Below are 20,107 nucleotides of genomic sequence, written 5' to 3' on the forward strand. Positions count from 1 at the left end.
CGATGAGGGATTGTCAGTCAACACTGATGTTGTTTGACATACCGCTATCGCGAGCAGGCTCGCTCCTACAGGGATTGCGTTTGGCTGACCGGTATCAGGCGCCAAAACCGCCGTCGATGGTCAGGCTCGCGCCGGTGATGTAGCCGGCTTCGGGACTGACGAGGTAGGCGACGAAACTGGCGATCTCTTCGGCTTTACCGTAACGCCCCACGGCCATCAGCGGGATCAGGCTGTCGGCGAAGTCGCCGTCGGCCGGGTTCATGTCGGTGTCGACCGGGCCAGGCTGCACATTGTTGATGGTGATGCCCTTAGGCCCGAGATCCCGCGCCAGGCCCTTGGTCAGGCCGACCAGCGCCGACTTGCTCATGGCGTACGGGCCGCCACCGGCGAAGGGCATGCGATCGGCGTTGGTACTGCCGATGTTGATGATGCGGCCGCCCTCGGTCATGTGGCGGGCGGCGGCCTGGGTGGCGATGAACACGCTGCGTACGTTGATGGCCAGGGTCTGGTCGAAATCTTCCAGTTTGAAATCTTCCAGCGGTGCGACGGCCAGCACACCGGCGTTATTGACCAGGATGTCCAGTCGACCAAAGCGCTCAACCGTCGCGTCCACAGCGTTGCGGATCGCCTCGGCGTCGGCGCTGTCCGCCTTGATGGCCAGGGCTTTGCCGCCGTTGGCGATGAGGCTGTTCTGCAGTTCCTCGGCCTTGGCCGTGGAACTGACGTAGGTAAAGGCGACCGTTGCGCCTTCAGCGGCCAGGCGTTTGACGATGGCAGCGCCGATGCCGCGGGAACCGCCCTGGATCAAAGCCACTTTGCCGCTGAGGTTCTGAGTAGTCATATCGATCTCCAAAGTCCCGAGGCAGGATGTCCCGGTTGACGGAGCCTAGTATCGATTGCCGATTACACGTCGTGTAGACCGTCTTTGCGATAGTCTGTGTAAACCAGAAGTTTATAGTGAAGCCCATGGAAACCTTCAGCAGTATCGAATGCTTTGTCCGTAGCGCCGAGGTCGGCAGCTTCGCCGAAGCCGCGCGGCGCTTGAGCCTGACGCCGGCGGCGGTGGGCAAGAGCGTTGCCAAACTGGAAGCGCGGCTTGGCGTTCGCCTGTTCCAGCGCAGTACCCGCAGCCTGACGCTGACCGAGGCCGGCCAGCTGTTTCTGAGTGAAGTGAGCGGCAGTTTGCACACCATCCAGAATGCGGTGGCCAACCTCGCCAGCGCCGGTGGGCGCCCGGCGGGGACGTTGAAGGTCAGCATGGGCACGGTGTTCGGTCGCCTGTACATCGTGCCGCTGCTCGGCGAGTTCTTGCGGCGCTTTCCGGCGATCAATCCCGACTGGCATTTCGATAACCGTCAGGTTGACCTGATCGGCCAGGGCTTCGACGCCGCCATCGGTGGCGGCTTCGAACTGCCACAGGGCGTGGTGGCGCGCAAGCTTACGCCGGCCCATCGCGTGCTGGTGGCTTCAGCCGACTATCTGGCTGCGCGTGAGACCATCGTCGAGCCTGACGATCTCAAGCATCACGATGGCATCCTCATTCGCTCGCCGCAGACCGGCCGTGTGCGCTCCTGGCAATTGACCAGTCGCAGCCGGCAACACAGCCCGTTGATCCTGAAAGCGCGGATGACCATGAGCGATTCGGAAGCGGCCTGCGCCACGGCGACCCAGGGCCTGGGCATTGCGCTGGTGAGCATGCCGTTCGCGTCGGGTTATCTGGAGGCGGGGACGTTGCAGCGGGTGTTGCCGGACTGGTATGTCGATGATGGCAACATTTCCATCTATTACGCCGAGCACAAGTTGTTGCCGGGCAAGACCCGGGCGTTTGTCGATTTCATTATTGAGCAGTTTGCGGAGCGGGGGTTGGGGCAGAGGTTCAGTGCCATTTGAGGCTGGCTTGAGACTGCTTTCGCGAGCAAGCCCGCTCCCACAGGGGATTTGTGAACGGCACAAATCCAGTGTGGGAGCGGGCTTGCTCGCGAATGGGGCGACGCGGTCTATCGGGCAAACCGCCCCGGCCAGCCAATGATGTTCTTCGGCCGCGGCGTCGCATAAGTCCGCACCTTGGAGGTCGACAACCCCAACCGCACCAACGATTCGGCAATGGTCACCGCCGCCGTCACGCCATCCACCACCGGCACGCCGGTACGCCGGCGAATCTGCTCGTCCAGCCCGGCCATGCCGCCGCAGCCCAGGCAAATCACCTCGGCCTTGTCCTGGGTCACCGCCAGCTCGGCCTGGTGCACGATGGCCTCGAGCGCCCGTTGCGGTTCGTGCTCCAGTTCCAGCACCGCCAAACCACTGGCTCGCACCGAGGCGCATCTGTCCCAGAGCCCGGACAGTTTCAGGCGATCTTCGATCAGCGGCACAGTGCGGTCGAGGGTAGTGACCACCGAATAGGCATGGCCGAGGAACATCGCGGTGCTGGCGGCGGCATCGGTGATGTCCACCACCGGCACATTGAGCAGTTCCTGCAGGCCTTCGCGGCCGTGTTCGCCGTAACCGGCCTGGATCACCGCGTCGAAGGGCTGGTCGTAGGACATCACCCGATCCATCACCGCGATGGCGGCCAGGTAACTTTCGAAATTGCCTTCGACCGAGTCGGCGCCGAAGTGCGGCGTCAGGCCGATGATTTCCGTGCCGGGGGCAGCAACGGCCTGCGCCGAACGGGCGATGGCCTGGGTGATGGATTCAGTGGTGTTGACGTTGACCACGAGAATGCGCATGGGAAGTCCTTATAGCGAGGTAGTTCGGCGGCCCGACGCTGCCGGGCCGCGATGGAGTCAGTGGCTGACGTTGTCGACGGCGATGGTTTCACCGCTGACGTCGGCATAGTGGGGTTGGCGCTTGGCGATGATCAGGTAGAGCATCCCGGCAATGCCGGCGCCAATCAGCCAGGAGAACGGCGATACCAGATGGAAGCCGGGCACCAGCGCCAGGACGATGGCGATCAGGGCGGCGGGAATGAACGCCGCCACGGCGCGCAGATTGACCCCGCGGCTGTAGTAATAGGCACCGTCCGGGTCTTCGCTGTACAACTGCGGCACGTTGACCTGGCCTTTTCGTACCAGCCAGTAGTCGACCATGATCACGCCATACAACGGGCCGAGCAGGGCGCCGAGGCCGGAGAGGAAGTACACGATCACCAGCGGGCTGTTGTAGAGGTTCCACGGCAGGATCAGCACGGCGATGGTCGCGCTGATCAGGCCGGCGCGGCGGAAGGTCAGGTACTTGGGTGCGAGGTTGCTGAGCACGAAGGCCGGGGCGACGAAATTGGCCATGATGTTCACCGCCACGGTGACGATCAGGAACGCCAGGCAACCGAGCACCAGGAAGAAGGTGTTGGGGATCGAGGCGATAATTTCCGTAGGACTTTCAATAATGTGGCCATTGATCTGGAATTGCGCGCCGCACAGCAGGACGGTGATCGCCGCGAACACCAGGATGTTGACCGGCAGGCCCCAGAAATTGCCGACCTTGATGGTCTTGCGGCACGGCGAGGATCGGGCGAAATCGCAGAAGTTAAGGATCAGCGTGCCGTAGATCGCCAGCCACAATGCGCCGCCGGCAAAGATGTTGCGCCACATCTCAGCGCCGGTCAGCGGCTCGCGAATCGACCAGGCGATGGTCGCGTTGGCCTGGAAGTACATCCACCCGGCGAGCGCGGCGACGGTCAGCAGGATCACCGGCCCGGCGAACGCTTCGTAGCGGCGCACCATCTCCATGCCGTAGGCGAGGATCACCAGTTGCACGAACCAGATCGCCACGAAACACACCCAGCCCAGGGTCGACAGACCGAGGATCGAGTTGTGGTCATAGTCGGCGAATCCGGGATGGACCGCAGTCAGCAGGACCCGAAAGACCACCGAGGCCAGGTACGTCTGAATCCCGAACCAGGCGATGGCGATGACGGCACGAATCAGTGCAGGAATCTGCGCGCCGTGGATGCCGAAACTGATGCGGCTGATAACCGGAAACGGCACACCGGTCTTCTGTCCCATGTAGCCGGACAAATTCATGAAGCAATACACCAGCGCCGCGCCGATCCCCAGTGACAGCAGAATCTGCCAGCCACCCAGGCCCAGGGCGTACAGGCCAATGGCGAACGAGTAGTTGGCAATGTTGTGAACGTCGTTGGTCCACAGGGCGAAGATGCTGTATTTGCCCCAGCGTCGGCCTTCGGCCTTGGTCGGCGCCAGGTCCTTGTTGTGCAGGCGGGGGCTGAGGACCACGGGGCATTGCAGGGGTTGATCACCGGTGGTGTGAGTGGGAGAGGAGGGCAGATCCAGCGCAATGTTGTTATTGGAGAGGCTTGTACGCATTCCGGCAGGCTCCTGATGCTCGACGCCGCGGTGACTGTGCTTGAGCGTGGGCTCGGCAATCTTCGTCGCGGGTGGCGAATATCATTGGTTACGGGGCATCTGCAGCCTGTACGGGATAGGGCGCTTCAGGCTTGCGGATCTAAAGTGTTTTTATGTTTTGAGGTGATTGTATACAAAACATGTATGCACTAAAGCGAGATCTGTGCCAGTCCTGGATCTATGGAATTTGCGGCTGATTTCGTTTTGTTATCAACGGGCGTTAAACCGCTGAAAAGCGGGCGTTATAACTTGACCGATCGAGCAGGTATTTATTTTGCGGGCGAATTTTCAGAAGGGCCTGGCGCAGCTGGTGTGGCAGGGGAATGTAACTTTTTGGGGCGGGGAAACAAAAAGTGCACACACAAATGGCACTGATGGTGACAGTCGTGTGTACACATTTATGGGGTTGTGCAGATCAAATGTGGGAGCGGGCTTGCTCGTGAAAGCGCTGTGTCAGTCGATACATTTGTTGACTGATCCACCGCATTCGCGAGCAAGCCCGCTCCCACAGGGCATATCGCAAGGCTCTGGATCAGGCCTTGCTGATGATGTTCCCCGCGTGCAACCCGCATTCTTTCTGCGTGGCTTCTTCCCACCACCAGCGGCCTTCACGCTCGTGCTGGTTCGGCAGAACCGGGCGGGTGCAGGGTTCGCAGCCGATGCTGATGAAACCGCGCTCATGCAGGCTGTTGTACGGCAGCTCCAGCATGCGGATGTAACCCCAGATCTCTTCGCTGGTCATCTGCGCCAGCGGGTTGAACTTGTACAGGGTGCGTTCCGGGGTGGAGAACGCGGTGTCGATCTCCATCACCGCCACGGCGCTGCGGGTACCGGGGCTTTGGTCGCGACGCTGGCCAGTGGCCCAGGCCTTTACGCCGGACAGTTTGCGGCGCAACGGCTCGATCTTGCGGATGCCGCAGCATTCGCCATGGCCGTCCTTGTAGAAACTGAACAGGCCCTTTTCCTTCACGAACGGTTCAAGTTTCGTGTAGTCCGGCGACACCAGTTCGATGTCGATCTTGTAGTGCTCGCGCACCTGATCGATGAAACGGTAGGTCTCGGGATGCAGGCGACCGGTGTCGAGGCTGAACACTTTGACGTTCTTGTTCAGCTTCCAGGCCATGTCCACCAGCACCACGTCCTCGGCGCCGCTGAAAGAGATCCACAGTTCATCGCCGAACTCGGCGAACGCGAGTTTGAGGATGTCCTGGGCGGATTTGTTGGCATAGGTCGTGGCGAGTTCCACGACGTCGAACGTTGGGCTCATCAGGGCGGCTTCCTACAGGTCGGTGGCGCTGGGCGCTCTATATGGCGCCAATCTTAACAAAAAGCTGCACCGGCCGGGGCGTCCTCTGCGTTGCGCGGTGGGGGTGGAGTCGCTAGAGTTCGGGCTCGCTCGACTCAATAAACAATACCAATGGGAGTGTCTTGTGGAAATTGCCTGTCTGGATCTTGAAGGTGTGCTGGTCCCGGAAATCTGGATCGCGTTTGCCGAAAAAACCGGGATCGAATCCCTCAGGGCCACCACCCGGGACATCCCCGACTACGACGTGTTGATGAAGCAGCGCCTGCGGATTCTCGACGAACACGGGCTGAAACTTGCCGATATCCAGGAAGTGATCGCCACGCTCAAGCCGCTGGACGGCGCCATCGAGTTCGTCGACTGGCTGCGCGAGCGCTTCCAGGTGGTGATTCTCTCGGACACCTTCTACGAGTTCTCCCAGCCGCTGATGCGTCAGCTGGGCTTCCCGACCTTGCTGTGCCATCGTCTGATTACCGACGATACCGGGCGGGTAACGGGCTATCAGTTGCGTCAGAAAGATCCCAAGCGTCAGTCGGTGCTGGCGTTAAAGAGCCTCTACTACCGGGTGATCGCGGCAGGGGATTCCTACAACGACACCACGATGCTGGGCGAGGCGGATGCGGGGATTCTGTTCCACGCGCCCGACAACGTGATTCGCGAGTTCCCGCAGTTCCCGGCGGTGCATACGTTTGAGGCGTTGAAGCAGGAATTCATCAAGGCTTCCAACCGTACCTTGAGCCTGTAAACCCGATCCTTGTAGGAGCTGCCGCAGGCTGCGATCTTTTGATCTTGAACATCAAAAGATCGCAGCCTCGTTGCACTCGACAGCTCCTACAGGGGGCAAGTTCGGCGGTTACAGGAGCTGCAATGTATCGAGCAGCACCTTCACCTTGGTGATCGATTCCTGATACTCGGCCTGCCACTGCGAGTCCGCAACGATTCCGCCGCCGCCCCAGCAACACACCTGCCCGTCCTTGACCAGCAAGCTGCGAATGGCGATGGAGCTGTCCATCTCGCCGCGCACGTCCAGGTACAACAACGAACCGCAATACAGCCCGCGTCGGGTCGGCTCCAGTTCGTCGATGATCTGCATCGCGCGAATCTTCGGTGCGCCGGTGATCGAGCCCCCCGGGAAACTGCCCGCGATCAGGTCCAGCGCATCGCGATCATCCGCCAGTTCACCGGTCACGCTGCTCACCAGATGATGCACGTTGGGGTAGCTTTCCAGGCTGAACAATTCCGGGACACTGACCGAACCGGTGCGGCAGGTGCGGCCGAGGTCGTTGCGCAGCAGGTCGACGATCATCAGGTTTTCCGCGCGATCCTTGGGGCTGGCCAGCAGTTCGGCGGCGTTGGCGGCATCTTCGGCGGGGGTCAGGCCGCGAGGGCGCGTGCCTTTGATCGGGCGGGTTTCTACATGACGCTCACTGACTTTGACAAAGCGCTCCGGTGACAGGCTCAGCACGGCGCCCCCGTCGGGCAGGCTCTGGAAGCCGGAAAACGGCGTCGGGCACGCCAGCCGCAAGGCGCAATACGCGGCCCAGGGATCACCCTGGCACGGCGCGCGGAAACGCTGGGCGAAATTGACCTGATAGCAGTCACCGGCCTGGATGTATTGCTGAATGCGCTCGATCGCCTGTTGGTACTGATCAGCGCTCAGATCGGCCTGCATGGGCGCTTGCAGCTTGAACGGCGCCAGCGCTTGAGCGGCGGGCCGGCTGAACAGCTGGATCAGGCGCTGGCGCTCGGTGTCGGCCAGCGTCGGGTGAAACACCAGTTGGCTGGTGGCCTGGTGGTGATCGTTGATCAGCGCCCAGTCGTACAGACCGAATCGCGCATCCGGCAGTTGCAGATCGTCCAGGGCCTGGCTTGGCAGGTGTTCCAGGTGGCGACCGAAGTCGTAGCTCAGGTAGCCGATCAAGCCGCCAACGAATGGCAATTCATACGGTGCCGGCAGGGAGGCTTCGCCAAGTTTCGTCAGGTTATCGCGCAGGCGTTGCAGGAAATCGCCACCGCTTTCGTCAGGCGCCACCGTCAGTTCTGCCAGCGGCCAGGCACTGAGCAGGTCAAACCGCCCGCGCCCGGCGCTGGGGCGGCCACTGTCGAGCAGCACGGCACCGGGGGCATGGCGAATGGCCGCGAAGTAGTCGGCGGGGTTGGGGCGATAGGGTAGCGGGTGTACGGAACAGGTCAGCATGGGCGGGTTGGATCAGCCATCGAGGCGGGGTGGGGATTGTAGTCCCCTGCGGGATTTGGTCCTAGAGGGGATTGATGTCCTGTAGGAGCGAGCCTGCTCGCGAAAAACGCCGGAACAGCGCGGGCATTCAGACTACCCGCGTAATCGTTGGCGACCATCGCGAGCAGGCTCGCTCCTACAGGGGAAGGGTATCAGCCTTCAACCGGCGGAATATGCCCGAACATCTCTTGCACAAACGCCACCCGTTCCTCGACGGTTTCGCTCTCACCGCGTGCCTTCAACGCTTCCAGCCGTGCCTCGACCGCATGGGTGCGCAGGGTCAGGCCGCAATCGTTGGCAATCTGGATATTCAGGCCCGGCCGGGCATTGAGCTCAAGGATCAGCGGGCCTTTTTCCTGGTCGAGCACCATGTCGACACCGATGTAACCCAGGCCGCACAGCTCATAGCAACCGGCGGCGAGTTTCATGAAGCCGTCCCAGTAGGGCAGTTGCACGCCGTCCACTGCGTTGGTGGTGTCCGGGTGTTTGGTGATGATGTTGTTCAGCCAGGTGCCGCGCAGGGTCAGGCCGGTCGCCAGGTCCACACCGACGCCGATGGCGCCCTGGTGCAGGTTGGCCTTGCCGCCGGACTGGCGGGTCGGCAAGCGCAGCATGGCCATGACCGGATAACCCATCAGCACGATGATGCGGATGTCCGGCACGCCTTCGTAGCTGATGCTCTTGAAGATCTGGTCCGGGATCACCCGGTATTCGATCAGCGCCCGGTCGCGATGCCCGCCGAGGGAATACAGGCCGGTGAGGATGCTGGAGATGTGATGCTCAAGCTCTTCGTGGGCAATGATCTTGCCCGACACCGTGCGATAGCGCCCCTCGAAACGGTCGGCAACCACAATGATGCCGTCGCCGCCAGCGCCTTGGGCAGGCTTGATCACAAAGTCAGTGCGGCCATTGATGATCTCGCCGAGCTTGTCGATTTCCTTCTCGGTGGAGATCACGCCATACAGTTCCGGCACATGGATGCCGGCCTTGATCGCGCGTTCCTTGGTGATGATCTTGTCATCGACAATCGGGTACAGGCTGCGCTTGTTGTACTTGAGCACGTAGTCCGCGTTGCGCCGATTGATGCCCATGATGCCCCGGGCTTCCAGGGCCTTCCAGGTCTTCCAGAAGCCGAACATCAAGCGTCAGCCTTTTTCAGGAAGGCCTTGAAACGCACCAGTTCGGTCAGGCGGTAACCGCGATAACGCCCCATCGCCAGCATGAAGCCCACCAGGATCAGCAGGATCGCCGGGAAGGTGAACACGAAATACACCAGTTCCGGCACGCTCATGATCAGGTGCGAAAGGGACGCGGCGAACAGCGTGCCGATCGCCACTTTCATCGCATGGCTGGCGCCACGTTCTTCCCAGGTGATCGACAGGCGTTCGATGGTCATGGTCAGGATCACCATCGGGAACAGCGCCACCGACAAGCCACGCTCCAGGCCAAGCTTGTGGCTGAACAGGCTGATGGCCGCGATCAGCACCACCACGAAGGTCAGCACCACCGACAGCCTGGGCAGCATTTGCAGCTTCAGGTGTTCAAGGTAGGAGCGCAGCGACAGGCCCAGGGCCGTGATGATCGTGAACAGCACGATGCCAAAGCCCAGCTGGGTTTCGCGGAAGGCCAGGGCGATCAGCACCGGGGTGAAGGTGCCGAGGGTCTGCAGGCCGATCAGGTTGCGCAGGATCAGGATCACCAGCACGCCGATCGGGATCATCACCATGATCATGAAGGTCTGCTGGGTTTGCAGCGGCAAGCCGTAGAGCGAGTATTCGAGGAAATTGGCGTCGGTGTTTTCGTCGGTCAGCTTGGCCAGGCGAATGGCGTTCATTTCGCTGTTGTTCATGCTGAAAGTGACGGTGGCTTTCTTGCCGCCATCGACGGTGATCAGGTTCTCATCGCCGGTCCACCACAGCAGGCGGTCGGTCGGCAGGCCCTGTTCACCGGTTTCCGGGTTGAAGTACAGCCAGTCGGTGCCGTTGAAACTGCGCAGCCAGAGTTCCGGGGTTTGCGGTTGATCGGCCACCAGGCGAATGGTGTGGACCTTTTCCACCGGCACGTGGGCGATGGACAGCACCAGTTCGACGATCCGGGCCTTTTGCGCGGTGGACGGATCGCCCGCCAGCAGCAGCTTCACGTTGTCATCGTTGACATTGTTGACACGCTTGATCGCTTCGCCGACGAAGGTCTCGACGTCGGCCGAGTGTTGGCGGATCGGCGCGAGCAGCGCTTCGGCGGCGATTTTTTCCGGGCCTTCGACGGCGATGCTGTCGCGGAAGGTCGGGCCCTTGATCTTGGATTTCTCGGCGCTGTAGCGCTTGGTCAGCACCAGGCGGTAGTAAAGGGTCTGGTTGCCCTTGGCCCGACGTGCCGACCAGGTGACCTTGCGGTTGCCGTCGACCCGGTTGACCGCCACGCCGTAGTTATTGGAGATGAAGCTCTCGTTGAGGCTGACGTAGTCGCGGCTCAGCGGCGGCACGAACATCTGGATCTTGACCGGGTCCTTGGCACTGGCGACGAACTCGACCTTGGCGTCGATGTTCCACAAGTCGTCGGTGGCGTCTTCGGTCACGGGAATGCCCAGCACGAAGATCTGATAGGCCGTGACTGAAATGCCCAGCACCACCAGGATGGCGATCAGCATTTTCAGATGAAGGGTAAGAGAGCGCATTGGAATTACTCTGCGGTATGAGCGTCGGTGGCGCAGGCGGGTTTGCCGGCAGCGTATTTAAGACTGGGGTCGACCAGCGCATCGAAGCGTTTGAGCGCTTCGGAGCCGATCAGGAGCGGGTATTGGAACGCGCTGCGGTCGGTCAGGTTCACTTCGATGCTGCGTAAAGCCGAGCCCATGCAGATATCCAGCTCGATCACCGGGCGGGCGGTGTACTTCTTGCCTTCTTCCGGGTCGTAGTCGCCGGCCCGGCGCTTGATCTTGCTGACACGGGCCAGCGGTCGTTCAATCGGGTGCGAATGGGCGGCGTCGATGGCCAGGTAGAAGCGTACCCAGGATTCACCATTGCGTTTGAAACGCTTGATGTCGCGGGCGCTCAGGGAGGCGGTTTTCGCCCCGGTGTCGAGTTTGGCCGCCACCTCAAGGTCGATGCCGCCCAGGGATGCGTACTCGTTGAGGCCATACACAGTCTTTTCCCCCGCCGCGGCGACACCTGGCAGACAAAGAAAACAAAGGAAAGCAGGGAAGGGCTTGAGTCTCATAAATCCTGGTGCGCAGCGGTCCGTATTTCGATTCAAGACCCTGGCATTGCTGCGCAAGCTCCTCGTATGCCTATCAGCTATTTATGACAGACAGTGCAGATGTGACAAACAAATGCGGGCGGCATTCTAGCACGGTGGTTTTGTGGCGCCAGCGCTGACCGGCGCCTATAAACAGAGGGTCCGCTTCGTTATGGTGCGAGTGGTTATTAGACGATTGTCGACAATACCTAATTATCCTTTGACTATGCTGCGTGTTTTCGCTAGTTTTTGCGGCATTGGCTTTCAAGGTGTCGACAATATGCTGGACCAACTCGATCCGCCGCTCATCCTCCAGGACGATACGGAAACACTTTCCGAGAACGTGTTCCGACGCATCCAGGCCGCCATCGTCAAAGGCGAGATCGCCCCCGGCAGCAAGATTTCCGAGCCCGAGCTGGCCCGCACCTATGGCATCAGCCGCGGGCCGCTGCGCGAGGCGATCCATCGCCTGGAAGGCCAGCGTCTGTTGGTGCGCGTGCCACACGTCGGCGCGCGGGTGGTTTCCCTGAGCCACGCCGAGCTGCTGGAACTCTACGAGATCCGCGAATCCCTTGAAGGCATGGCCTGTCGCCTGGCCGCCGAGCGCATGAGTGTCGAAGAGATCGACGAGCTGCGCCGCGTCCTCGAAACCCACGAACGCGACGAGGCGTTTCAGGCAGGGCGGGGCTATTACCAGCAGGAGGGCGATTTCGACTTCCATTACCGAATCATCCAGGGCAGCGGCAACCGAACCCTGACGCAGATGCTCTGCGGCGAGCTCTATCAACTGGTGCGCATGTACCGCATCCAGTTTTCCACCACGCCCAACCGCCCTCACCAGGCCTTTGCCGAGCACCACCGAATTCTCGATGCCATCGCCGACCGTGACGGTGAACTGGCCGAGTTGTTGATGCGCCGTCACATCGGCGCTTCCAAACGCAACATTGCCCGTCACTACCAGGACGGCGCTAACCCGACAGCCAAACGAGGTGAGTCATGAGTTCGAACAAGAGCACTCCAGGCCAGCGTTTCCGCGATGCGGTCGCCAGCGAGCATCCATTGCAAGTGGTCGGGGCGATCAACGCCAACCACGCGCTGCTGGCCAAGCGTGCCGGTTTCAAGGCGATTTACCTCTCCGGTGGCGGGGTGGCCGCTGGCTCCCTCGGCGTTCCGGACCTGGGCATCACCGGCCTGGATGACGTGCTGACTGACGTACGCCGCATCACCGACGTCTGCGACCTGCCGCTGCTGGTGGACGTGGACACCGGTTTCGGTTCCTCGGCGTTCAACGTCGCCCGCACCGTCAAGTCGATGATCAAGTTCGGCGCGGCGGCGATTCACATCGAAGACCAGGTCGGCGCCAAGCGTTGCGGTCACCGCCCTAACAAGGAAATCGTCTCGCAGCAGGAAATGGTCGACCGCATCAAGGCCGCCGTCGATGCCCGTACCGATGACAGCTTCGTGATCATGGCCCGTACCGACGCCCTGGCCGTTGAAGGCCTGGAGTCCGCCCTGGATCGCGCCGCCGCGTGCATCGAAGCCGGCGCCGACATGGTGTTCCCGGAAGCCATCACTGAACTGGAAATGTACAAGCTGTTCGCCAGCCGTGTGAAAGCGCCGATCCTGGCCAACATCACCGAATTCGGCGCCACGCCGCTGTACACCACCGAGCAGCTCGCCGCCGCCGACGTATCGCTGGTGCTCTACCCGCTGTCGGCGTTCCGTGCGATGAACAAGGCTGCGGAAAACGTCTACACCGCGATCCGTCGCGACGGCACGCAGCAGAACGTCATCGACACCATGCAGACGCGCATGGAGCTTTACGATCGCATCGACTACCACACCTTCGAGCAGAAGCTCGATGCGTTGTTTGCCGCGAAAAAATGAAGATCAAAAGATCGCAGCCTGCGGCAGCTCCTACAGTGTCCGTGACTCTCTGTAGGAGCTGTCGAGTAAAACGAGGCTGCGATCTTTTCGGGATCCCTCAAATAACCTGATGAATCACAATTTGCCGATTCCCTAACAAATTCAAAAACTGGAGACAGCAATGGCCGAAGCAAAAGTACTCAGTGGCGCCGGGCTCCGTGGCCAGGTGGCCGGGCAAACCGCACTGTCCACCGTGGGCCAGTCGGGCGCGGGGCTGACTTATCGCGGCTATGACGTTCGCGAACTGGCGGCTGACGCACAATTCGAAGAAGTCGCTTACCTGCTGCTGTACGGCGAACTGCCGAGCAAAACCCAGCTGGCGGCCTACATCAGCAAACTGGGCAAGCTGCGCGACCTGCCGCAAGCCTTGAAAGAAGTGCTGGAGCGCATCCCTGCCGACGCCCACCCGATGGACGTGATGCGCACCGGTTGCTCGTTCCTGGGCAACCTGGAGCCGGAGAAAGACTTCTCCGAGCAACACGACAAGACCGACCGCCTGCTGGCTGCGTTCCCGGCGATCATGACCTACTGGTATCGCTTCAGCCACGACGGCAAGCGTATCAATTGCGTCAGCGACGAGCCTTCCATCGGTGGTCACTTCCTGCACCTGCTGCACGGCGAGAAGCCGAGCGAGTTGCACGTCAAGGTGATGAACGTTTCGCTGATCCTCTACGCGGAGCACGAATTCAACGCCTCGACCTTCACTGCCCGCGTTTGCGCCTCGACCCTGTCCGACCTGTTCTCCTGCATCACCGCGGCCATCGGCTCGCTGCGCGGCCCACTGCACGGCGGTGCCAACGAGGCGGCGATGGAAATGATCGAGCGCTTCGGCTCGCCTGAAGAGGCGATCAAGGGCACCCTCGGCATGCTTGAGCGCAAGGACAAGATCATGGGCTTCGGCCACGCGATCTATAAGGACAACGATCCACGCAACGAGGTGATCAAGGGCTGGTCGAAAAAACTGGCTGACGAAGTGGGCGACACGGTGTTGTTCCCGGTCTCCGAAGCCATCGACAAGACCATGTGGGAGCAGAAGAAACTGTTCCCGAACGCCGACTTCTACCATGCTTCGGCGTACCACTTCATGGGCATTCCGACCAAGTTGTTCACACCGATTTTTGTCTGCTCGCGCCTGACCGGCTGGGCCGCCCACGTGTACGAACAACGCGCCAACAACCGCATCATCCGCCCGAGCGCCGAGTACGTCGGCGTTGAACAGCGCAAGTTCGTGCCAATCGAACAACGCTGAATGGTGGAGGCAACCGCGCTGGTTACTGAGTGAACCGGTGACCCATGTGGGAGCGGGCTTGCTCGCGAAGACGGACTGACATTGGTTATCGATGTCGACTGATACACCGCTTTCGCGAGCAAGCCCGCTCCCACATTTGACCGGGTGCACTTCACGTCCGGCGCCAGGCCCCACCCATTGTACCTACCGTGACCGAGTCCAGACCGATGAACACAGAATTCCGTAAACCGCTGCCCGGCAGCTCCCTGGATTACTACGACGTCCGCGCGGCAGTCGAGGCCATCCAGCCCGGCGCCTACGACACCCTGCCGTACACCTCCCGCGTGCTGGCGGAAAATCTGGTGCGTCGCTGCGACCCGGCCACGCTCACCGAATCCCTGAAGCAATTCATCGAACGCAAGCGCGACCTCGATTTCCCGTGGTTCCCGGCCCGCGTGGTCTGCCACGACATCCTCGGCCAGACCGCCCTTGTGGACCTCGCCGGCCTGCGTGACGCCATCGCCCTGCAAGGCGGTGACCCGGCGCAAGTGAACCCGGTGGTGCCGACGCAACTGATCGTCGACCACTCCCTGGCCGTCGAGCGTGGCGGCTTCGATCCCGAGGCGTTCGAGAAGAACCGCGCCATCGAAGACCGTCGCAACGAAGACCGTTTCCACTTCATCAACTGGACCAAGAAGGCGTTCAAGAACGTCGACGTGATCCCGCCGGGCAACGGCATCATGCACCAGATCAACCTGGAGAAAATGTCTCCGGTGATCCAGGTGCGTGAGGGTGTTGCGTTCCCGGACACCTGCGTCGGCACCGACAGCCACACCCCGCACGTCGATGCGCTGGGCGTGATCGCCATCGGCGTCGGTGGACTGGAAGCCGAGAGCGTGATGCTCGGTCGCGCATCGTGGATGCGTTTGCCGGAAAGCGTCGGTGTCGAACTGACCGGCAAGCTGCAACCGGGCATCACCGCCACCGACATGGTGCTGGCGCTGACCGAGTTCCTGCGCAAGCAAAAAGTGGTGGGTGCCTGGCTGGAGTTCTTCGGCGAAGGCGCCGCCGCGCTGACCCTGGGCGACCGCGCGACCATTTCCAACATGGCTCCGGAATACGGTGCCACCGCGGCGATGTTCTACATCGACCAGCAGACCATCGACTACCTTAAGCTGACCGGCCGTGAAGACGAGCAGGTGCAGTTGGTCGAGAACTACGCCAAGACCACGGGCCTGTGGGCCGACAGCTTGAAGGGCGCGCAGTACGAGCGCGGCCTGACGTTCGATCTGTCCTCGGTGGTGCGCAACATGGCCGGCCCGAGCAACCCGCACGCCCGTGTGGCGGTGTCGGATCTGGCGGCCAAGGGCATTTCCGGCCAGTGGGACGATGTGCCCGGCCAGATGCCGGACGGCGCGGTGATCATCGCCGCCATCACCAGCTGCACCAACACCAGCAACCCGCGCAACGTGATCGCCGCCGGCCTGCTGGCGCGCAACGCCAACAAGCTGGGCCTGACCCGCAAGCCATGGGTCAAGTCGTCCCTGGCGCCGGGTTCGAAAACCGTGGCCCTGTACCTGGACGAAGCCGGCCTGACCGATGAGCTGGAACAGCTCGGTTTCGGTGTGGTGGCGTTCGCCTGCACCACCTGCAACGGCATGTCCGGTGCACTGGACCCGGTGATCCAGCAGGAAATCATCGACCGTGACCTGTACGCCACTGCCGTATTGTCCGGCAACCGTAACTTCGACGGCCGGATTCACCCGTACGCCAAGCAAGCGTTCCTCGCTTCGCCGCCGCTGGTGGTCGCCTATGCCATCGCCGGCACCATCCGTTTCGACATCGAGAAAGATGTGCTGGGCGTGGTCGATGGCAAGGAAATCCGCCTGAAAGACATCTGGCCAAGCGATGAAGAAATCGACGCCGTGGTGAAAGCCTCGGTCAAGCCTGAGCAGTTCCGCCAGGTCTACATCCCGATGTTCGCCATCCACGAAGACACCGGCCCGAAAGTCACGCCGCTGTACGACTGGCGCGAGATGAGCACCTACATTCGCCGTCCGCCGTACTGGGAAGGGGCGCTGGCCGGCGCGCGTCCGCTCAAGGGCATGCGTCCGCTGGCGGTGCTGCCGGACAACATCACCACCGATCACCTGTCGCCGTCGAACGCGATCATGCTGGACAGCGCCGCCGGCGAATACCTGGCGAAAATGGGCCTGCCGGAAGAGGACTTCAACTCTTACGCGACTCACCGTGGTGATCACCTGACTGCGCAGCGCGCGACCTTCGCCAACCCGAAACTGTTCAACGAAATGGTCGTGGAAAACGGCAAGGTCAAGCAGGGCTCGCTGGCTCGCGTCGAGCCGGAAGGCCAGGTCATGCGCATGTGGGAAGCCATCGAAACCTACATGGATCGCAAGCAGCCACTGATCATCATCGCCGGCGCCGACTACGGCCAGGGCTCGTCCCGCGACTGGGCGGCGAAAGGTGTGCGCCTGGCGGGTGTGGAAGCGATTGCCGCCGAAGGTTTCGAGCGCATTCACCGCACCAACCTGGTGGGCATGGGCGTGTTGCCGCTGGAGTTCAAGCCGGGCACCAACCGCCACACCCTGGCTATCGACGGCACCGAAACCTACGACGTAGTGGGCGATCGCACGCCACGTGCCGAGCTGACACTGGTGATCCATCGCAAGAACGGCGAGCGCGTCGAGGTGCCGGTGACCTGCCGTCTCGACACCGCCGAAGAAGTGTCGATCTACGAAGCGGGCGGCGTGTTGCAACGCTTCGCCCAGGACTTCCTCGAAGAATCGGCGGTTGCCGTTTAACACAAGCAGTACAGACACGGGGCTTTTGAGTCCCGTGTCTGTTTTGAAGGAGCACTCATGTCTCACGCACCTCAGATAAAGATTCCTGCCACTTACATGCGCGGCGGCACCAGCAAAGGCGTGTTCTTCAGCCTCAAGGACCTGCCCGAAGCGGCACAGGTTCCAGGCCCGGCCCGCGACGCATTGTTGCTGCGCGTGATCGGCAGCCCCGACCCCTACGACAAGCAAATCGACGGCATGGGCGGCGCGACCTCCAGCACCAGCAAAACCGTGATCCTGTCGAAAAGCATCAAGGCCGATCACGACGTCGATTACCTGTTCGGTCAGGTCTCCATCGACAAGCCTTTTGTCGACTGGAGCGGCAACTGCGGCAACCTCTCGGCGGCGGTCGGTTCGTTCGCCGTGAGCAATGGCCTGGTGGACGCCAGCCGCATTCCGCACAACGGCGTGGCCGTGGTGCGCGTGTGGCAGGCCAACATCGGCAAGACCATCATCGCCCATGTGCCGATTACCAATGGTGAAGTGCAGGAAACCGGCGATTTCGAACTCGATGGCGTGACCTTTCCGGCCGCTGAAGTACAAATCGAATTTCTTGATCCTGCTGCGGACGAAGAGGGCGGTGGTGGTTCGATGTTCCCCACCGGCAATGTGGTCGATGACCTGGAAGTGCCGGGCGTCGGGACCTTCAAGGCCACGATGATCAATGCCGGCATCCCGACGATTTTCGTCAATGCCGAGGACATCGGTTACAAGGGCACCGAGTTGCAGGGCGCGATCAACGGTGACCCGAAAGCGCTGCTGATGTTCGAAACCATTCGTGCCTACGGCGCACTGCGCATGGGCCTGATTGCCAACGTCGACGAAGCAGCCAAGCGCCAACACACGCCGAAAGTCGCGTTCGTGGCCAGGCCGGCGGACTACGTGTCATCCAGTGGCAAAGCGGTTGCGGCAGGCGATGTCGACCTGCTGGTGCGCGCGCTGTCCATGGGCAAGCTGCACCACGCGATGATGGGCACCGCAGCGGTGGCGATCGGTACGGCGGCGGCGATTTCCGGCACCCTGGTTAACCTCGCGGCGGGCGGTGTCGAGCGCAACGCGGTGCGTTTCGGTCATCCGTCCGGGACCTTGCGCGTCGGCGCCGAGGCCAGCCAGGTCAACGGCGAATGGACCGTGAACAAAGCCATCATGAGCCGCAGCGCGCGGGTATTGATGGAAGGTTTCGTCCGTGTGCCGGGCGATTCTTTCTAAACGGTACACCCCCTGTAGGAGCTGCCGCAGGCTGCGATCTTTTGATCTTGAAAATCCAAAGATCGCAGCCTGCGGCAGCTCCTACAGGGGATCGTATTTCAAAATAAGAAAGCAGTGATCCGCCGAGATCGACTTGAACCGAGGTCCCATCAACGAACCACTTGCCGAGTGAATCGAACATGAGCGCCAACGTTGACCTGAACAATCGCCCGGACTACGACCAGGTCCTGCAGGACATTGCCGATTACGTCCTCAATTTCAAGATCGAATCCAGAGAAGCCCTGGACACCGCCCGCCATTGCCTGATGGACACCTTGGGCTGCGGCCTGCTGGCGCTGCGTTTTCCCGAATGCACCAAGCACCTGGGACCTGTCGTCGAGGGCACCGTCGTGCCGTTCGGCGCCCGCGTGCCGGGGACTTCGTTTCGGCTCGACCCGGTCAAGGCGGCCTGGGACATTGGCTGCCTCGTGCGCTGGCTCGACTACAACGACACCTGGCTCGCGGCGGAATGGGGCCATCCCTCGGATAACCTCGGCGGCATCCTTGCGGTGGCCGACCATCTGTCACAAAAACGCCTGGGCAATGGCGACGCACCGCTGACCGTGCGTGCGGTGCTGGAAGCGATGATCATGGCCCACGAAATCCAGGGTGTGATTGCCCTGGAAAACTCGTTCAACCGTGTCGGCCTCGACCACGTCATTCTGGTGAAAGTCGCCTCGGCCGCCGTCACCGCCAAACTCATGGGCGCCCACCGCGAGCAGTTGCTGTCGGCGTTGTCCCACGCGTTCGCCGATGGCCAGGCGTTGCGCACCTACCGTCACGCGCCGAATGCCGGATCGCGCAAATCCTGGGCGGCGGGCGATGCCTCAAGCCGCGGGGTGCGCCTGGCGGATATCGCGATGCGGGGCGAGATGGGCATTCCCGGCGTCTTGAGTGCCAAACAGTGGGGCTTTTACGACGTGTTGTTCAGCCATGCCAACATCGACCTGGGACTTAAGCCCGAAGACAAGCGCAGCTTCAGTTTCTCCCGCCCGTATGGCAGTTACGTGATGGAGAACGTGCTGTTCAAGATCAGTTTTCCAGCCGAGTTCCATGCACAAACCGCCTGCGAAGCGGCGGTAACCCTGCACCCGCAGGTCCGTAATCGGTTGCACGAAATCGACAGGATCGTCATCACCACTCACGAATCGGCGATCCGCATCATTTCCAAGGTTGGCCCGCTGGCCAATGCCGCCGACCGCGATCACTGCCTCCAGTACATGACCGCCGTGCCGTTGGCCTTCGGCACGCTGGTGGCCGAGCACTACGAGGATGACTTCCACAAGGCGCATCCGATCATCGATGTACTGCGCGACAAAATGGTCATCGTCGAAGACCCGCGTTTCACCCGTGAATACCTGGAGGCCGACAAGCGTTCCATCGCCAATGCGATCCAGGTGTTTTTCAAGGATGGGTCCAGCACCGGGAACGTGGTGGTGGAATACCCGATCGGTCATCGCCGGCGCCGTGCAGAGGGCATTCCGTTGCTGGAGGACAAGTTCAAGGCGAACCTGCTGACACGATTCACCGGACAGCGAAGCGAGGAGATATTGGCGTTGTGCAAGGACCAGGCGCAGCTTGAGGCGACGCCGGTGAACCGGTTTGTGGATAGGTTTGTGATTTAGAAGACCGGGTAATCGTTCTTCGCGAGCAAGCCCGCTCCCACATTTGAGCGCATTCCAATGTGGGAGCGGGCTTGCTCGCGAAGGC

At 61.5% G+C, this 20,107-nt stretch carries 16 protein-coding genes; 8 read left to right on the forward strand and 8 right to left on the reverse strand.

Going from position 1 to position 20,107, the window contains the following annotated elements:
* Positions 1–94 precede the first annotated feature (94 nt).
* Positions 95–841, reverse strand: a complete 747-nt coding sequence (locus F8N66_RS10660) for a 3-oxoacyl-ACP reductase family protein (protein WP_150770110.1) — start codon at positions 839–841, stop codon at positions 95–97.
* Between the two features lie 125 nt (positions 842–966).
* On the opposite strand from F8N66_RS10660, the gene F8N66_RS10665 reads away from it, so the two are divergent.
* Complete coding sequence (locus tag F8N66_RS10665) at positions 967–1,890, forward strand: LysR family transcriptional regulator (RefSeq protein WP_150770111.1); 924 nt, start codon at positions 967–969, stop codon at positions 1,888–1,890.
* A 107-nt stretch (positions 1,891–1,997) separates the two neighbouring features.
* On the opposite strand, the gene F8N66_RS10670 is transcribed toward F8N66_RS10665, so the two are convergent.
* The 3 genes from F8N66_RS10670 to F8N66_RS10680 form a co-directional block, all read right to left on the reverse strand.
* A complete protein-coding gene (locus F8N66_RS10670; protein ID WP_150770112.1) occupies positions 1,998–2,726 on the reverse strand; it encodes an aspartate/glutamate racemase family protein in 729 nt (242 codons plus the stop codon).
* A gap of 57 nt (positions 2,727–2,783) precedes the next feature.
* Positions 2,784–4,322 carry an NCS1 family nucleobase:cation symporter-1 gene (locus F8N66_RS10675; protein WP_150770113.1) on the reverse strand — a complete coding sequence of 513 codons (1,539 nt, stop codon included), beginning with the start codon at positions 4,320–4,322 and terminating at the stop codon, positions 2,784–2,786.
* Between the two features lie 571 nt (positions 4,323–4,893).
* Positions 4,894–5,628: a phosphoadenylyl-sulfate reductase gene (locus F8N66_RS10680; RefSeq protein WP_075949106.1), complete on the reverse strand. Its 735-nt coding sequence runs from the start codon at positions 5,626–5,628 to the stop codon at positions 4,894–4,896.
* 163 nt (positions 5,629–5,791) lie between these two features.
* Between F8N66_RS10680 and thrH the strand changes: the two genes are divergently transcribed.
* On the forward strand, positions 5,792–6,409 hold the full coding sequence (gene thrH, locus F8N66_RS10685; protein ID WP_150770114.1) for a bifunctional phosphoserine phosphatase/homoserine phosphotransferase ThrH: 618 nt from the start codon (positions 5,792–5,794) through the stop codon (positions 6,407–6,409).
* 108 nt (positions 6,410–6,517) lie between these two features.
* On the opposite strand, the gene pabB is transcribed toward thrH, so the two are convergent.
* From pabB to F8N66_RS10705, 4 genes are all read right to left on the reverse strand, one after another.
* On the reverse strand, positions 6,518–7,861 hold the full coding sequence (gene pabB, locus F8N66_RS10690) for an aminodeoxychorismate synthase component I (RefSeq protein ID WP_150770115.1): 1,344 nt from the start codon (positions 7,859–7,861) through the stop codon (positions 6,518–6,520).
* A 191-nt stretch (positions 7,862–8,052) separates the two neighbouring features.
* Entirely contained in the window at positions 8,053–9,039 is a 987-nt protein-coding gene (locus F8N66_RS10695) for an alpha-L-glutamate ligase-like protein (protein ID WP_150770116.1), read from the reverse strand.
* The gene (locus F8N66_RS10700; protein ID WP_150770117.1) at positions 9,039–10,574 is read right to left on the reverse strand and encodes an inactive transglutaminase family protein; all 1,536 of its coding nucleotides are present in this window, start codon (positions 10,572–10,574) and stop codon (positions 9,039–9,041) included. The genes F8N66_RS10695 and F8N66_RS10700 overlap by 1 nt, the downstream gene beginning before the upstream one ends.
* A 5-nt stretch (positions 10,575–10,579) precedes the next feature.
* Positions 10,580–11,116, reverse strand: a complete 537-nt coding sequence (locus F8N66_RS10705) for an ATP-dependent zinc protease (protein ID WP_150770118.1) — start codon at positions 11,114–11,116, stop codon at positions 10,580–10,582.
* A gap of 301 nt (positions 11,117–11,417) precedes the next feature.
* On the opposite strand from F8N66_RS10705, the gene F8N66_RS10710 reads away from it, so the two are divergent.
* The 6 genes from F8N66_RS10710 to prpD all read left to right on the forward strand — a co-directional run bounded on the left by F8N66_RS10710 (position 11,418) and on the right by prpD (position 20,022).
* Positions 11,418–12,134 (forward strand): GntR family transcriptional regulator, encoded by a 717-nt coding sequence (locus F8N66_RS10710; RefSeq protein WP_191622973.1) that lies wholly within the window; start codon positions 11,418–11,420, stop codon positions 12,132–12,134.
* Positions 12,131–13,021, forward strand: coding sequence for a methylisocitrate lyase (gene prpB, locus F8N66_RS10715; RefSeq protein ID WP_095197279.1), 891 nt, complete (start codon positions 12,131–12,133; stop codon positions 13,019–13,021). Before F8N66_RS10710 ends, prpB begins: the two co-directional genes overlap by 4 nt.
* A 160-nt stretch (positions 13,022–13,181) precedes the next feature.
* Complete coding sequence (gene prpC / locus F8N66_RS10720; protein ID WP_150770120.1) at positions 13,182–14,309, forward strand: 2-methylcitrate synthase; 1,128 nt, start codon at positions 13,182–13,184, stop codon at positions 14,307–14,309.
* Positions 14,310–14,515: 206 nt separating this feature from the next.
* Positions 14,516–17,110 (forward strand): Fe/S-dependent 2-methylisocitrate dehydratase AcnD, encoded by a 2,595-nt coding sequence (gene acnD / locus F8N66_RS10730; RefSeq protein ID WP_150770121.1) that lies wholly within the window; start codon positions 14,516–14,518, stop codon positions 17,108–17,110.
* Positions 17,111–17,167: 57 nt separating this feature from the next.
* On the forward strand, positions 17,168–18,358 hold the full coding sequence (prpF, locus tag F8N66_RS10735; RefSeq protein ID WP_150770122.1) for a 2-methylaconitate cis-trans isomerase PrpF: 1,191 nt from the start codon (positions 17,168–17,170) through the stop codon (positions 18,356–18,358).
* A gap of 179 nt (positions 18,359–18,537) precedes the next feature.
* Entirely contained in the window at positions 18,538–20,022 is a 1,485-nt protein-coding gene (gene prpD / locus F8N66_RS10740; protein WP_150770123.1) for a 2-methylcitrate dehydratase, read from the forward strand.
* Positions 20,023–20,107 lie beyond the last annotated feature (85 nt).

The sequence above is a fragment of the Pseudomonas fluorescens genome (genome assembly GCF_902498195.1).
In the GTDB taxonomy this organism is placed as follows: domain Bacteria; phylum Pseudomonadota; class Gammaproteobacteria; order Pseudomonadales; family Pseudomonadaceae; genus Aquipseudomonas; species Aquipseudomonas fluorescens_BU.